This is a genomic window from Gemmata sp. (assembly GCF_051859125.1).
Taxonomy (GTDB): Bacteria; Planctomycetota; Planctomycetia; order Gemmatales; family Gemmataceae; genus Gemmata.
In genome coordinates, this window is sequence record NZ_JBHYGG010000257.1 from 34,098 (window position 1) to 47,644 (window position 13,547).

Annotated in this window: 13 protein-coding genes; 4 read left to right on the forward strand and 9 right to left on the reverse strand. The window is 69.6% G+C overall.

What is annotated here, in order from left to right; genetic code table 11:
- Positions 1-12: 12 nt before the first annotated feature.
- Complete coding sequence (locus ACTIGN_RS23620; RefSeq protein ID WP_439628449.1) at positions 13-345, reverse strand: hypothetical protein; 333 nt, start codon at positions 343-345, stop codon at positions 13-15.
- 81 nt (positions 346-426) lie between these two features.
- Complete coding sequence (locus ACTIGN_RS23625) at positions 427-1,899, reverse strand: tetratricopeptide repeat protein (RefSeq protein WP_439628451.1); 1,473 nt, start codon at positions 1,897-1,899, stop codon at positions 427-429.
- A gap of 104 nt (positions 1,900-2,003) precedes the next feature.
- Here ACTIGN_RS23625 and ACTIGN_RS23630 point away from each other — a divergent pair, with 104 nt between their 5' ends.
- The 3 genes from ACTIGN_RS23630 (at position 2,004) to ACTIGN_RS23640 (ending at position 3,905) form a co-directional block, all read left to right on the forward strand.
- Positions 2,004-2,978 (forward strand): L-threonylcarbamoyladenylate synthase, encoded by a 975-nt coding sequence (locus ACTIGN_RS23630; protein WP_439628453.1) that lies wholly within the window; start codon positions 2,004-2,006, stop codon positions 2,976-2,978.
- A gap of 111 nt (positions 2,979-3,089) precedes the next feature.
- Positions 3,090-3,311, forward strand: coding sequence for an FmdB family zinc ribbon protein (locus tag ACTIGN_RS23635; RefSeq protein WP_439628455.1), 222 nt, complete (start codon positions 3,090-3,092; stop codon positions 3,309-3,311).
- 282 nt (positions 3,312-3,593) lie between these two features.
- On the forward strand, positions 3,594-3,905 hold the full coding sequence (locus tag ACTIGN_RS23640) for an ArsR/SmtB family transcription factor (protein WP_144948975.1): 312 nt from the start codon (positions 3,594-3,596) through the stop codon (positions 3,903-3,905).
- Positions 3,906-3,982: 77 nt separating this feature from the next.
- Here ACTIGN_RS23640 and ACTIGN_RS23645 read toward each other — a convergent pair whose 3' ends face one another.
- Together ACTIGN_RS23645 and ACTIGN_RS23650 are read right to left on the reverse strand one after the other, a co-directional pair.
- On the reverse strand, positions 3,983-5,770 hold the full coding sequence (locus ACTIGN_RS23645) for an RNA polymerase sigma factor (protein WP_439628457.1): 1,788 nt from the start codon (positions 5,768-5,770) through the stop codon (positions 3,983-3,985).
- A 219-nt stretch (positions 5,771-5,989) separates the two neighbouring features.
- On the reverse strand, positions 5,990-7,810 hold the full coding sequence (locus ACTIGN_RS23650) for a hypothetical protein (protein ID WP_439628459.1): 1,821 nt from the start codon (positions 7,808-7,810) through the stop codon (positions 5,990-5,992).
- A gap of 346 nt (positions 7,811-8,156) precedes the next feature.
- On the opposite strand from ACTIGN_RS23650, the gene ACTIGN_RS23655 reads away from it, so the two are divergent.
- Positions 8,157-8,375: a BON domain-containing protein gene (locus ACTIGN_RS23655; RefSeq protein WP_439628461.1), complete on the forward strand. Its 219-nt coding sequence runs from the start codon at positions 8,157-8,159 to the stop codon at positions 8,373-8,375.
- 43 nt (positions 8,376-8,418) lie between these two features.
- On the opposite strand, the gene ACTIGN_RS23660 is transcribed toward ACTIGN_RS23655, so the two are convergent.
- The 5 genes from ACTIGN_RS23660 to ACTIGN_RS23680 form a co-directional block, all read right to left on the reverse strand.
- On the reverse strand, positions 8,419-9,180 hold the full coding sequence (locus ACTIGN_RS23660; protein WP_439628463.1) for a nucleotidyltransferase domain-containing protein: 762 nt from the start codon (positions 9,178-9,180) through the stop codon (positions 8,419-8,421).
- Between the two features lie 53 nt (positions 9,181-9,233).
- The gene (locus ACTIGN_RS23665) at positions 9,234-10,469 is read right to left on the reverse strand and encodes an NAD(P)/FAD-dependent oxidoreductase (protein WP_439628465.1); all 1,236 of its coding nucleotides are present in this window, start codon (positions 10,467-10,469) and stop codon (positions 9,234-9,236) included.
- 487 nt (positions 10,470-10,956) lie between these two features.
- Positions 10,957-11,493 (reverse strand): hypothetical protein, encoded by a 537-nt coding sequence (locus ACTIGN_RS23670; RefSeq protein ID WP_439628467.1) that lies wholly within the window; start codon positions 11,491-11,493, stop codon positions 10,957-10,959.
- A 31-nt stretch (positions 11,494-11,524) separates the two neighbouring features.
- On the reverse strand, positions 11,525-12,757 hold the full coding sequence (locus ACTIGN_RS23675; RefSeq protein ID WP_439628469.1) for an outer membrane protein assembly factor BamB family protein: 1,233 nt from the start codon (positions 12,755-12,757) through the stop codon (positions 11,525-11,527).
- Between the two features lie 222 nt (positions 12,758-12,979).
- Positions 12,980-13,483 carry a hypothetical protein gene (locus ACTIGN_RS23680; RefSeq protein WP_439628471.1) on the reverse strand — a complete coding sequence of 168 codons (504 nt, stop codon included), beginning with the start codon at positions 13,481-13,483 and terminating at the stop codon, positions 12,980-12,982.
- Positions 13,484-13,547 lie beyond the last annotated feature (64 nt).

Consider the following 13,547-nt stretch of genomic DNA (forward strand, 5'->3'; position numbering starts at 1 on the left):
GTTACCGCCAAGTTACCCCAGGGACCGGCGCACTTCAAGTGTGACCTCACCCAGCGCCCCGTCCGATGTGACCGAGAATCCGACAGTGTTCCGCGGGCGACCGAGTCGCGTCACGTCGAGGCGGAACGGTCCGGGGGCGTGAGTGGTCGCGACGACCGCGCCGTTGAGCCGGACCTCGGCCGGGCCGGGGAGGTGCGTGCAGGCGAGCCAGAGGTGCTCGTCGGGGTCGAGGGTCCGGGGCCAGCCGAAGTGGCGGGTGTGGGCGGTGCGGCCGCCGTCGGGGGCCGCGACCCACGCGCCCCGGAGCCGGATGGTGTGGACAACAGGGGGTGACGGATCGCTCACGGCCCGGCCCATTCTGGTGGCGCGGGCCTTTGGCCCGTGCAAGCGGTCACAAGCCCGAGGCCCGTGCCACGAACCGCGCGGTTACGCCGACTGGAGGCGGTCGTTCCACTCGTCGAGCAGCTTGCCGATGTTCTTGAACCCGAAGTCGAGGTTCGCGAGTTCGTGGCCCAGGTCGATGGCCCGGGGGAGGTCGCCGTTCTCGGCGCAGCCGCTGGCGAGTTGGTAGAGGAGCTCCTTGCGGCCGCCGTCCTCGCCCGGCGGCAGCGCCGTGAGCGCCTCCTCGAAGTTCCGCTGCGCCAGCCGCCAGTTGTTCCGCTTGCGGAAGCACACGCCCAGGAGCATCGCGGCCCGCCACTTCAGCCTCTCGTCCCGCCGGGCGGTCTGGAGCTCGGTGATCGCCTCGTCGATGAGGTCGGCCTTGAGCAGGCGGGTCCCGAGTTCGATGCGGTGCTGGGTCTCGTTGGGGAACCGGTCGGCCTTCACCCGGTAGAGGTCGATCTCGCGGGCGTTGATCTCCTTGAGGAGCTTGGCCCGGAGCTGCTGCAGCTCCTTCTCGGACAGTTCGGCGACGTCGGTGCCGGTCTCGGTTGTGTCGTCGGCCGACGCGGACCGGTCCTTGAGTTTGCGGAGCCGGCCCTCGGTCAGCTCCAGGTTCTTGCGGACCGGGGCGAGGTCGAGGTCCATCAGTTCGAGCTGCAACTGGAAGGCGTTGCCGGTCGGCCCGAGCCCCTGCTGGAGCGTCGCCCGGGCGCGGTCCGCCTGGCCGTGCCGGCGGTACAGGTTCGCGAGCTGCACGTAGAGCGACGGCTCGGTCGGGTCGGCCTCGATCCGCTTGCGGAGCGGGTCGGCGTCGCGGGCCAGCTTGTCGGTCTTCTCCGCCGCCCGCGACTCGATCCGGTTCAGGACCGGCGACTCCTTGCTGCCGGAGGCGGCCTCCTCGTACTGGCCCTTGGCGATGGTGTCGCTGGCGGCGAGGTCCTTCGCCTTGTGCGCCGCCTCGACGTCCGTCGGGTTCGACTCCTTCACGAGCTGCCACAGGACGATCGCGCTCTTGAAGTCGCCCCGCTTCTCGAACTGGCGGGCGAGGGCGCGGTTGAGGGTCGCGTCCTTGGGGTGCTTCTGCCGGGCCTGGTCGAGCGTGAAGACGGCGAGGTCGCTCAGGTTGAGAGCGTCGAACGCCTCGGCCATGTCGAGCTGCGTACCGAGGTCCCACGGGTTGCGGCACAGCACCTGCTCGGCGTGCTCCAGCGCCTTCAGGTAGTCGCGGTTCCGCTTGGCGGCCTTCACGCGGGCCTTGAGCCGCGGCGTCGTGAGGAACGCGAACCGGCTGCCGCGGAGGTTGTTGTCGAACTTCTCCTTCTGGGTCTTCCGCAGGGTCTGGCGGTAGAAGAAGTTCGCTGGGTCGAGCCGGCAGCACGTCAGGAGCAGGCTGATGGCGTAGTCGTACTGGTCGTTGGTGATCGCCTCACGGGCCTTGGTGAAGCTGTCCTGCGCGATCCGCCGCTGGTCGGCGGTCGGGGTCGGGGCGGACGGCGGGGCGGGTTGGTCGGGCATGAGAGGCGCTCCAGACCGGGACGACCGGCACACACAGCGTACCATACAGTTGTAGCGGAACCGATCACATTGTCGTCGCGGCCGAGCGGGCCGATCCGAGGGACATGAGCACAGAGGTTCTCAGAGTCGACCCGCACGCCCCCGACCCGGTCCTGATCGAGCGGGCGGCGGCCGTGCTCCGCACCGGGCGGCTCGTCGCGTTCCCGACCGAGACGGTCTACGGACTGGGTGCGAACGCCCTGGACGCGGCCGCGGTCCGGGGCATCTTCGCGGCCAAGGGCCGGCCGCCGTCCAACCCCGTTATTGTACACGTTCACGAACCCTCGCAGGTGCGAAACGTCGCCGCGGACTGGCCCGAGGCGGCCGCGAAACTCGCCGCAGCGTTCTGGCCAGGCCCGCTCACGCTGGTCGTTCCGAAGTTGCCGACCGTGCCGGACGAGGTGACCGCCGGCGGGCCGACGGTCGCGGTGCGGTGCCCGAGGCACCCCGTGGCCCGCGCCCTGATCGCCGCAGCGGGGGTTCCGGTCGCCGCGCCGAGCGCGAACCGCAGCACGGAACTGTCGCCGACGCTCGCCGAACACGTCCTCAAGGGGTTGAACGGGCGGATCGACCTCGTGTTGGACGGCGGCCCCTGCACCGGCGGCATCGAGTCCACCGTGGTCGACGTCACGGGACCGGTCGCGCGGCTCCTGCGCCCCGGCCTCGTGACGGTCGCGATGCTGGAGGCGGTCGTCGGCCCGTTGGCGGTCGGCGCGAATCCCGATTCCGTCGCCCGTTCCCCGGGGCTGATGGCGAGGCACTACTCGCCGCGCACGCCGGTGGTGCTGGCCGAAGACGCGGACGCGGAGCACCGGAGGCTCCGCGATGCGGGGTTCCGGGTGATCTCGGTCGGGGTCGATCTGTTCTCGGACCACCGGTCGATTTCCGGCGACCCGGTCGAGTACGCCGCGGAACTGTACGCGGTCCTTCACGAACTGGATGACGGCGGGTTCGACCGGATCGTGGTCGCGCTGCCGCCCGATGCGCCCGAGTGGGCCGCGGTGCGGGACCGGCTGACGCGGGCCGCCGCACCCGGGTGACCGCCGCGACCCGGACCCCCCTGCTATGATGATTTGAGGATGCCGGTGAATGCGGCCCCGTTGTGCCGCGTCGAAGGTATGAGTGGCGTTCTTGCGAAGAGGACTCTCGCGATGCCCCTGTTCGAGTACGAGTGCCGCAGTTGCACCCAGCCGTTCGAGACCCTCGTCACGTCCCGGACGACCGAGGCGGTTCGGTGCCCCAAGTGCGACAGCGCCGACGTGGGCCGGTTGCTCGCCCTGCCGACCGCGAAGGTGGCCGAGGGGGGTGCCCCAACGAACTGCCGCGGCGACGGCCCGCCGTGCGGTGCGTCGTGGTGCGGACGTAAGGGTTGAAGGTGGTCCCGGTATCCGCCCTTAGAGCTTTTCCGGGCGTGTTGGACAGGAATGTCCGATTTGTCGGGTGACCCGAATTCTTTGGCCCAGGTCCACTCGAAAAATGAAATATCTCGGTGCCTTGCCTTGTGAGGACATCCGGGATAAGTATGATGATTAGATAACCCTGCTGGCTATCACTATGTCCCGCTGGGTTATGCAGTTGGGTCAGCCTCGTGGGGTGGAATCACGCCTAACCCGCCCTCTCCCAAACCGTCGTCTTCATATTCAGGTATTCTGCACATGACCGACAAGAAGCAAGCAAAAGATTGCGCGGACATGCTCCAGGCGATTGCCGAGCCGAACCGCATCCGGATTATCGAGTGCCTTCGCGGCGGGTCGAAGAACGTGACGCAACTGGCGAAGGAACTCGGCGTCGAAATCGTGAACGTCTCGCACCACCTCGGCGTCCTCCGGACGGCTGGACTGGTCCAGGACGAGAAGAACGGCCGCTTCGTGGTGTACTCGCTCCACCCGAAGATCTTCAACAACGATAGCGCCAAGGCCACGCACCTCGACCTCGGCTGGTGCCGGATCGAGATTCCCCACAACTGATAACGGGCCGCCCTGTCAGTTGGATGCAAAAAAGCCCGCACCTCCCGGTGCGGGCTTTTTCGTTGTCGTAAATCGAGTCACGGTTGGGGGTTCGGTTGCTGCTGTTGCGGAGCGGGTGCCGGAGACCCGAAGGGGGCCCCACCCGTGACCGCCGCTGGCGGTGGTGGGGCCGGCTGGAACGCCTTGGCGTTCGCCGGTGTGGTGACGTAGTAGATGTTCCCGGCGTACACCATCTTGAGTTCGACCATGTCGGCGATCACCCGGAGCGCGTCGTACAGCCGCACGTCGCCGAGGGCCACCGTGACCGTCGACTTCGCGACCAGCGGCTCGCACCGCGGGTCGAGGACGATGTTCGCCCCGGTCTGCTTCCGCAGGTCGGCGAGGACGTCGGCCAGCGGCTTCCGCTCGACCGCCACGCTCACCACGCCGCCGTAGATCTGCTCGTTGAGGACGTTCGCCGACAGCACGGGCACCTCCTCTTGAAAACTCCCGTCCGACGTGAAGGGTGCCAGGGGGTTGGCCCCGGGCCGGACCGGTGGCCGGTACGCGGGCACGATCAGGATTTGCGACCCGCGGACCTGGAACGTGCAGGGGTGGGAGAGGTCGAGCTGGGCGAGCGAGTCGGCCAGCACCTCGCCGAGCGTGAGCTTGTCGACACGCCGCGGGAGGATCACTTTCGTGTCGTAGATTCCTTTGAGGAACGTGGTCGGCGGAGCGGCCTCACCGAGTACCCCGATCCGGCGGAACGCGGCCACGTCCACCCGGACCACGAGGTCGCTGTTGTCCTCGATCAGCTCCAGAACCTCCTCCAGTGCGGTCCCGTCAACGGCGTCGAGCTTGACGCCGAACGGCTTCTGGAGCGCGAGCGCCCCGGCGTCGCCCTTCGCCGCCGGCGGAGCGGCCGCGGGGTCGGGGGCCTTCGCCTTTTGCGGCGCGGCCGCATCGGCCGGGAGCTTCTCGGCGGGGACCCTCGCGGCGGGGGGCGGCGGGTCACCGGCGTCCGCGAAGTACACGCCCGCCCCGGCCCCGCCCAGAATTCCCAGCGCGAGGCACAGGACGCCCGCGAACCGGAGCTTTGACGCGACCATCGTTCCGACTCCTCGTGCAAGGTGTGTGACCGCGGGCGCCACCGCCCCGGCCCCGGGTCCGGCCGCCTCGGCGAGGACGGCCCGGATCGTGAGTCCGACCAGTTCTTGAAACGCGGCCGCGTCCGTCGCAGCGAGCGGCGCGGCGAGCTGGTGTTCGAGTGCGGCCGCCGCCGCCAGCGCCACCCCGCGGCGCGACAGGCGGCCCCGCAGCTTCTTTCGCGCGGTGCTGAGCCGCGAGTCGACGGTGCCGACCGGGACGCCGAGCACCCCCGCGGCCTCGGCGTTCGTGCGGCCCTCGACGAGGCACAGCACGACCACCGAGCGGAACTTGTCCGGCAGCGCCGCGAGTTCCGCGTCGAGCAGCGACTTCAGTTCCTGAGTTTCACACGGCGCTTGCGGCGGGGCTGGCATCGGCACCTCGGCCGAGAGGGGCGACGGGACCGGCAGTTTGGCCCGGAGGCCGGCGGCCTTGAGGGCGACGAGGTACGCCACCCGGTACAGCCACCCGGCGAGCGCCGCCCCGCCCCCGATGCCCCGGGCCGACGTCGCCAGAGCGAGGAACACCGCCTGGAAGGCGTCCTCGGCGTCGGCCTCGCGGCCCAGCCGCCGGCGGCACACGCCCAGGACCATCGCCCCGTGCCGGCGGACGATCCCCGCGAACGCGGCCTCGTCCCCGGTCCGCACGAACCGGTCGAGCAGGTCGGCGTCGGACTCGGCCGCCGGCGGCAGGTGCAACCGGGCCACGAAGCTGAACAGCCCGCGGGGTGAAACGCCCATCGTCCTCTCCGGAGTGCCGACGCCCAGATAGTTCCCGGCCGCGGCCCGGGGCTTCGAAGAATTTCGCAGAGGTGATGGATTCAGTGTCGCAGCCCGCGGCCGGCGGATCACGCGAAAAGCGAAAAGGTGCGGGCTCTGGTGGCGAACCCCGAGCACCAGCGAGGGGGTAAGGCGCACCCGTTCGCTGGCGCTCGGGGTTCGCCCGAATGCACCGGAGGCTCAGCCCCCGGACGGCCGCGGCAGGTCGGCCCAGTCGGGGACGCCGATCTCGCCGAGCGGGTTCTCGACCCGGTACACGACATACCGCCCGGCGCGGAACACGGGCCGCTGGTTCCACGGGAACTTGGTTCGCTCGGATGCCGGGAACCACGCCGGCAGCGAGTACGGGCCGCCCTCCCCCGGCGCGTGCGGGAGGACGCGGTCCTCGGTCATCCGGGCGAGGTCGGCCACGACGTAGCGCTGGCGACTCGTGCGCACTTCCTCGACAATACGAGAGCGGATCCAGTTGCCCGGCGAGCGGATCGCGAAGACGGTGCCGTAGTGCATGTACCGCGTCGCCGGGTCGGCGTCGAGCGTCAGGTACAGCGAGTGCGTGCTGTCGTGCCAGCAGTTGAGTTCGCCGGGGCCGAGCGGCGGCTCGACGGAGCGGAGGTACTTCGCGACGGCGTCGAGTTGCTCCCAGTTCACGCCGCAGTGGATGTCGATCCGCTGGCCGGTGCGGTCGCGCATCTCCGGCGAACTTCCCTCGGCCCAGCACCGCGGCCACAGCTTCAGGAGTGCGGGGTCGGTCAGTGCGCCATAGTGTTCGAGGCGCACGGCCGGGAACCCGGGAGCGGGCCACTGGTGCGGCGGTACCAGGCTCGTGAGGTTCAGCAGCAGTGCGAGGAACGCGAACCACGCCGCGTACACGAAGCCGACGCACCACGACTGCGTCGCGATCACGGCGAGGCCGAGCAGCAGCACCGGCACCTGAACGTACTCGAACCCCTTCTGAAAGAGGACGGCCTGGGCCACCCAGCCGAGGTAGAGCGCCGCGAGCAGCACGCGAGCGGCGGCGACGCCCTCGGTCCCGGCCGCGGCGTAGATCCGCGGGGTGCCGCGGACTCGTCGTGGTGGCCCGGGACGCCGCGACCACGCCCGCCCCTCCCAGAACGCGAGGAGCGCGAGCGGGAGCGCGAGGGTGTGGATCATCCCCCACGGGCGGAACACCTCGAACGTGTAGACCGCCCGGTTCCCGAGGTCCGCGAACACGTCCGAGACGTAGTTCGGGTTCCACTCCAGGAACACCTCGCGGAAGTACGGCCACGCGCCGGTGCCGACGAGCCACGCGACCCCAGCGGCCCCGGCGAGCCCCCCGCCGAGCACGAGTGCGGCCAGGTCGCCGAGGACGCGGCGCGGCGCCTCGCGGCGCGCGAGCAGCACGGCCGACGCGAGCCACACCGCGAACGCCGGGACGACGACGTGGGGCTTGAACCACACCGCCGCGCCCCAGGCGAGCCCTTCGAGAACGGCTCGCCACAACGGCGCGGGAGTCGGTGATTCGGCGTGCAGCCCCTCGACGCGCTTCAGTCGCAACCGCGCCGCGACGAGCGCCGGGAGGAGCATCCAGCCGTCGCGCTGGACGTGGCTGAACTCGGACGTGTACGGGTAGAACAGCGCCGCGGCGGCCGCGAGCCACGCGGCGGCGTAAGGGGTCGCGCCGGCCCTTCGCGTCCAGCCGATCAGAACTGCGACCTCGGCTCCGATGACGAGCAGATCGACGGCCCGGAGCGCGACGTAGCTCCACCCGAACAGGAGCCGCACCACCGCCATCGCCCAGGAGATGCCGGGCAGGTTCGTGTCGAACACGTCGCGGTAGTAGACGCCGCCGCGGAGAATCGACCGCACCGCCATGTCGTAGAGGGTGACGTCGACCCACGGCGGCATGACGAGGAAGAGGGGCACGCCGACGATGAGCGCGAGCGCGGCGACGACCCACCCGAGGGCCGCCGACCGCCACGGCCGGAAGCGGGACCGCGTGAGTGAGGCTTCGCTCGCCATCGGTGTCCGGGTGCGTCCTTGGGAGCCCCGCGGGCACGCGGGTGGGCGGAAGTTTACGGCCCGCTCACAGCCCCTTCAAGCGTGTCGGGGAGTTGTGAAAGCCGTGAGTACGTCGGAAAAACCGTTGCAATCGCGCCGACCCGCCCTTACCATCCTAGCTGAATGGATCGCCCCCAGGTTCGCCCGAACGGTGACCCCGGAAGGATTCGCGGGAGTCTCCCTCGTTCTCAACTCCCGGAAAGTTGGCGACCTTTTCTCGTGGAACCCACCGACGGACCCCTCGTCGGCGGCTTCCCTGAGGCGTCTCGGTCTTCACCCGAGATCGACATCCGCAAGGAGCGATGCGATGAACGCCTGTACCATTTTCTCGACCGAGCCCACGACCGTCCTGACCACCAGCCCGCTGCCGCAACTCCGGCGGCTCCAGGTGACCACGACCGACCACGAGGTCGTCATCACCGGCCGCGTCACCAGCTACTACATGAAGCAACTCGCTCAGGAGTCGATCCGCTCGGTACTCGGCAGTCGCCGCCTCTTGAACCACGTCGAAGTCTGCCCCAACTGATCCACCGCGTTGTTCGCCGGGGCCACCGGTCCCGGCGTCACGATCACGCGAGCCGCAGGTCGGCGACGAACTCGCTGAGTTCGCCGACCGGGGCGTCGTGCGGCAGCGTGCTCGCGGCCTCCGCCTCGTCCAGACGGCGCTCCCAGGCGTCGAGCTGGGTGCAGTGGAACGCGACGTCCGCCCCGGCGAGCGCGCCCGTTTCGGCGTCCGCCTTCCGTGCGATCAGCTCCGGAATGTACGGCACCCCGAACCGCTCGTTGAGCGTTGGCAGGTGCGACACGACCGCGCCCGTTTCCAGCAGGTGAACGCCGGTCATCGCGACGCGGTAGGCGTACAGCAGCGTCTTCGCGCGCAGCGCCGGTTCCTTGTCCATCACCTTCCGCTGCGTGGCGAGGAACCCGCGGTAGTGGTGCGCGCAGTGCCGCGTCACGCACAGCGCCGCGAGCGGCCGCAGCGCGGCGAGGAACTCGGCCCCGTGGACGACGAGCGGCGAGAAGATCTGTTCGAGGACGTACCCGTTGTGCTTGCACGCGAGCCGCAGGTACTTCCCGACCTCGTGCGACACGGCCTCCACTTCCCGCCCGCCGACCACGCCCTTCGGCTCGACCGTTTCGGTCGGCACCTTCAACCCGAGGACGCTCCGCAGCGGCGCGATAAAGCACCCGCGTAAATCTACGTCGCTGTCGACGGACGGGAACCCGTAGAGGTGCGACCCGCTGACGGTCCAGAACAGCGCCGCGGGCACCCGCTCGGTGCCCCACGCGGCGAGGGCGGCGAAGTCGAGGTCGTGAACGATCGCCGCCATTTCGTGCCTCCGGGGGTGAACGCGAGACACGGGCGACGGGGGAGAAGTTCGCGTTACAACTCACGGCCGGCGAGCCACCCGGTGCTCCAGGCCGACTGGAAGTTGTACCCGCCGATCCAGCCGTCGAGGTCGAGCACCTCGCCGGCGAGGTACAGCCCGGGTTGCTTCTTGCTCTGCATCGTCCGCGAATCGACCTCGTCGAGACTCACGCCGCCGGCCGTCACTTCGGCCTTCTCGAAGCCGAGCGTCCCCCGCAAGGGGAGCCGCAGGCGCTTGGTCGCGGCGACGATCTTCTGGCGGTCGGGCTTGCTCAGCGCCGCGGCCGTGCGGGTGGGTTGCAGCCCGCACAGCACCACGACCTGATCGGCGATGCGCCGCGGAAGTTTCGCCGACAGCACACCCGCGAGGAGTTGCTTGCCGTTCGCGGCCGTCTCGACCCGCACGAACTCGTCGAACGCCTGCTCCGGTTCGCCCGGGAGCAGGTCGACTTCGAGCGTGAGCGTGGCCGGGTTCGGGTGGCCGCTGACGGCGCGACTCACATCGAGCGGGGCCGGACCGGTGAGGCCGAAGTGCGCGAACAGCATCGACCCGCGGCGCGAATCCAGCACCTTGCCGGCCGGGTCGATCACCTTCAGGTTCGGGTCGGGGAGCGTGATGCCGCGGAGTTCGCCGACCCACGCCGGTTGCACGGTGAGCGGCACCAGCGCCGGCCGCTGCGGCAGGATGGTGTGGCCGAACGCGGCCGCGAAGCCGTACCCGTCGCCGGTGGTGCCGCACCCCGGGAACGACCGGCCGCCCGTGGTGACGAGCACCTTCTCGGCCGTCACCGTGCGAGCCGCGGTCACTACGCGGAACCCGCCGTCGGGGTTCGCCGCGATCTCGCGCACCGGCTCGGTCAGCGATAGCTTCGCGCCACTTCGACCGAGCCGCCGGAGGAGCGCATCGAGCACGTCGACCGCCCGATCACTCACGGGGAAGACCTTGCCGGTGTCCTCAACCTTGGTGGCGACCCCCTCGGCCTCGAAGAACTGCACCGTTTCGCGGGGGCCGAGCTGGGCGAGCGCCGAGTGCAGGAACTTCCCGTTCGGCCCGAACGCTTCGATGATGCCGCGCCGCTCACAGTCGTGCGTGATGTTGCACCGCGTGCCGCCGGACATGAGGATCTTCACACCAGCCTTCTTGCCCTTCTCCAACAGAAGCACACGACGCCCGCGCTCGGCGGCGTGAATAGCGGCCATCAGACCTGCCGCTCCAGCACCGCAGATGATCGCGTCGAAGTCGAAGGCCATCTTCCCCGCCTATACACGTTCAGAGACTCCGTGCCCGGCACGGCGGACGCGCTCCGCGATTTCAGTGCAGAGGACAGGTAGGTGCGGTATCCCAGAGCCCGCGCCTCACGGAGCAACTCGACCTTATCCGGCGCGGAGATGACCGTCTCGAAGGTGAACGAGATCGAAGCAGCCAAGAGCTTCTGGCCCGGCGAACATCCGCACCCGGGGCATGCGATTCACGAGGTCGCCCGCTTCGTCCGTGTCGTTACCTTGACCAGCGGCGGCATGTCTTACAGTACGGTCGTGCCCTCCGGCCCGATGCGCACGAGTTGGTCGTGTACTACCAGTACGACGGGGCGCCCCGAAACCCGGGCCCGTTGCTGGGCTTCGTTGAGCGCCCGGACCGCCAGGTCGGGTACGGTAGCCTCCAGGGCATCGAGCTCGCTCTCGCTCATTTCATTCACCCCCCGTGCCCGAATTATACCGCGCCGGACGCCGCACTACGCTACGCCACGGGCGGGTCGCCCTCGGGGGTGTCGGCGGCGGGCGGCTTCAGTCCCTTCGCGCGGTCGTTCAGCCTTTGCTGCCGGTACACGGCGAGGTCGCGGCGGAGCTTCGTGTCGTGGTCCGTCTTGATCTCGCGGTACCGGGCCATCCAGTACACCCGCGTGGCCCAGAAGTCGACCACGGCACCCGTCAGCACCACCCCGACCAGCAGGATGACGGCGATCCAGTACAGCGCGACGCCGCGGGCGAACTCCTTGTCCCCCGCGTCGAGCGGTTGGCCGGTCTCGCGCTGCGCGCCGAGCGCGTCCATGCGGGCGTCCGTGCCGCTCAGGTAGTAGCCCGCGATCATCGCCCCGATGCTGAAGAGGACCAGCGCCGCCAGCCCGCGGCGGCGGACCTGCCCGCGGAAGTAGCGGCGGTCGACCTCCGGCGTGTACTGCTCCTCGCGGAGGCGGCGGAGCGTGCGGACCTGCCGCGCCCCGGTGCCCAGCCCGAGCGCGATCAACACGGCAGCGATGATGAGCCCGGCGGTCACGGAACACCTGGGGGCAAGCGGACGGCGGGCGTCACTTCACCGGGACGCAGATCAGGTGGTGGTCGTCGCGGAGGTACAGGTGCCCGTCCACGAGGGCCGGGTGCGCCCACGTCTTCTCGCACACCTTCGACTTCGCGAGCGGCTTGAACTCCTTGGGGTCCGGCTCGAACAGCGTGAGGAACCCGTTGTCGTCGAGCATCAGCAACCGCTCCTTGCCTGGCGGCCCGCACCGGACGATCGCGGCGTGGTACTTCCCGACCCCGGCCTTCTCCCACGCGACCTTCCCCGTCGCCAGTTCCACGCACCGCAGGGTGATGGTCGGGTTCGTGATCGACGCCGCGCCGTTCACCATGTAGACGTACTCGCCGACGGCCACGGGCGTCGAGAAGTAGCACGTCAGCTTCTTGTTCGCCCACAGCTTGTGCGCCGCGAACTTCCCGTCCTTCTCGGTAAGGCCCAGCCCGATCGAGCCCGACGTGACCGTGCTGCCGAGCACCACGTCGCCGACCTTGATCGGCGTCGCCGACGACTCGACCAACTGCCCGACCTTCCCCTCGAACGGCACCGCCCACAGCTTCTCGCCCTTCGGGCCGAGGCCGAGCAGGTTCGCCCCGGTCAGGAAGATGAACTGCCCACCGCTGAACACCGGGGACGAGTAACTCGCGGGCTCGTCGGTCGCCTTCCACGCGGTCTTCCCGGTCTTCGCGTCGAACGCCACGACCCCGGCCCCCTTGCCGCCGACCATGACGACGACGCGCCCGTCCACGACGATCGGCGAGGTCGAGACGCCAAAGAACAGGTTCTGCGTGTCGAAGTCTTTGAGCGTGTCCACCTTCCACGTGATCTCGCCGGTCCTCGCGTCCCAGCACGCAAGAATCCCGGTGCCGCCGAGCGTGAACACCGACCCGTCCGCGACGGCCGGAGTGGACCGCGGGCCGCTGCCGAACAGCGGCTTGAACTCGGGCCGGTCGTAGCTCTTCTCCCAGAGCAGGTCGCCCTTCTTCGCGTCGAACGCGGCGAGCGCGTCGGCGTTCTTGCCCTTCGGCTGGTAGAAGGCGTACACGACGCCGCCGGCGACCACGGGCGAGCTGTGCGCCTCGCCGACGGGCTTCTTCCACAGCGGCTTGAGGTCGGCCGCCCACGGCTCGACGGCCTCGGGGGTCGTGTCGTCGCGGGTCGGGCCGAGGAACTGCGGCCAGTCGGCAGCCGCTGTGGTGAGCGCGAGCCCAAGTGCGAGGTGCAGCGAGGCCAAGAAGCGGAGCATGCGGAACCCTCCTGGCAGTTGGCGAACCCGGAGCGCGAGCGCCGGGGCGGTTTGAAAGACAGGAAGCGATGGCACGCGGATGACGCGGACGAAAGACAGGATCGAAGACCGATCAGAGGAAACCTGTTCTTCGAAATGCAGTCTTCTCTGATCCTCTTCATCCTGTCTCTCGTCCGCGTCATCCGCGTGCCATCGCTTCTCTCCGACTCCTCACCCCGCCGCTCACGCTCCGGCTTCGCCCGGAATCGACACCACCGGCAGCGAGAGCCGTGAGTCCGGCGGGGTCATGCTATCCGGCGCGGAAACCGCCGGCCCCTCCCGCACGGCCGCGTTCAGGAAGTAATGAAGCGGCGCGTAGTTCCACCCGGCGTCGTGTTCGTCGGCGATCGCCTTCAGCTTCGCGATGGCGGTCTCGGTGATCTCGACCATGCGGTCGGTGTAGGCCGGGTCACAGAAGTAGATGCGGCACCCGAGCGGGCGCGCGTCGCGGGCCGTGCAGAGGCCGCCCACCTGGAACGGGCACCCGTCGCGTGTGACGGGCTGTGTGTAGGGCGGGGCCGATTCGAGGAGGATCTCGGCTTCGAAGTGCGAGATGAACAGCGTGTGGCCGTACTCGGTGAACCGGCAGCACTTGCCGGACGCCTCGCACCGCGGCCCGGCCTCGCGCACCGCCGCGTCGGCCTCGGCGTACACGGCCAGCACCTTCTCGCGGACGGGATCGGTCACGGAGGAATCACCGCAGGGGACGCCGGGGGCGCGGAGAAGAGAATCTTACGCTCTTTCTCCGCGC

Coding starts and splice junctions, on each gene's coding strand:
- ACTIGN_RS23630 (WP_439628453.1), top strand. CDS start 2,004: ATGAGCACAGAGGTTCTCAGAGTCGACCCGCACGCCCCCGACCCGGTC.
- ACTIGN_RS23665 (WP_439628465.1), bottom strand. CDS start 10,469: ATGGCCTTCGACTTCGACGCGATCATCTGCGGTGCTGGAGCGGCAGGT.
- ACTIGN_RS23650 (WP_439628459.1), bottom strand. CDS start 7,810: ATGGCGAGCGAAGCCTCACTCACGCGGTCCCGCTTCCGGCCGTGGCGG.
- ACTIGN_RS23655 (WP_439628461.1), top strand. CDS start 8,157: ATGAACGCCTGTACCATTTTCTCGACCGAGCCCACGACCGTCCTGACC.
- ACTIGN_RS23645 (WP_439628457.1), bottom strand. CDS start 5,770: ATGGGCGTTTCACCCCGCGGGCTGTTCAGCTTCGTGGCCCGGTTGCAC.
- ACTIGN_RS23625 (WP_439628451.1), bottom strand. CDS start 1,899: ATGCCCGACCAACCCGCCCCGCCGTCCGCCCCGACCCCGACCGCCGAC.
- ACTIGN_RS23640 (WP_144948975.1), top strand. CDS start 3,594: ATGACCGACAAGAAGCAAGCAAAAGATTGCGCGGACATGCTCCAGGCG.
- ACTIGN_RS23675 (WP_439628469.1), bottom strand. CDS start 12,757: ATGCTCCGCTTCTTGGCCTCGCTGCACCTCGCACTTGGGCTCGCGCTC.
- ACTIGN_RS23660 (WP_439628463.1), bottom strand. CDS start 9,180: ATGGCGGCGATCGTTCACGACCTCGACTTCGCCGCCCTCGCCGCGTGG.
- ACTIGN_RS23635 (WP_439628455.1), top strand. CDS start 3,090: ATGCCCCTGTTCGAGTACGAGTGCCGCAGTTGCACCCAGCCGTTCGAG.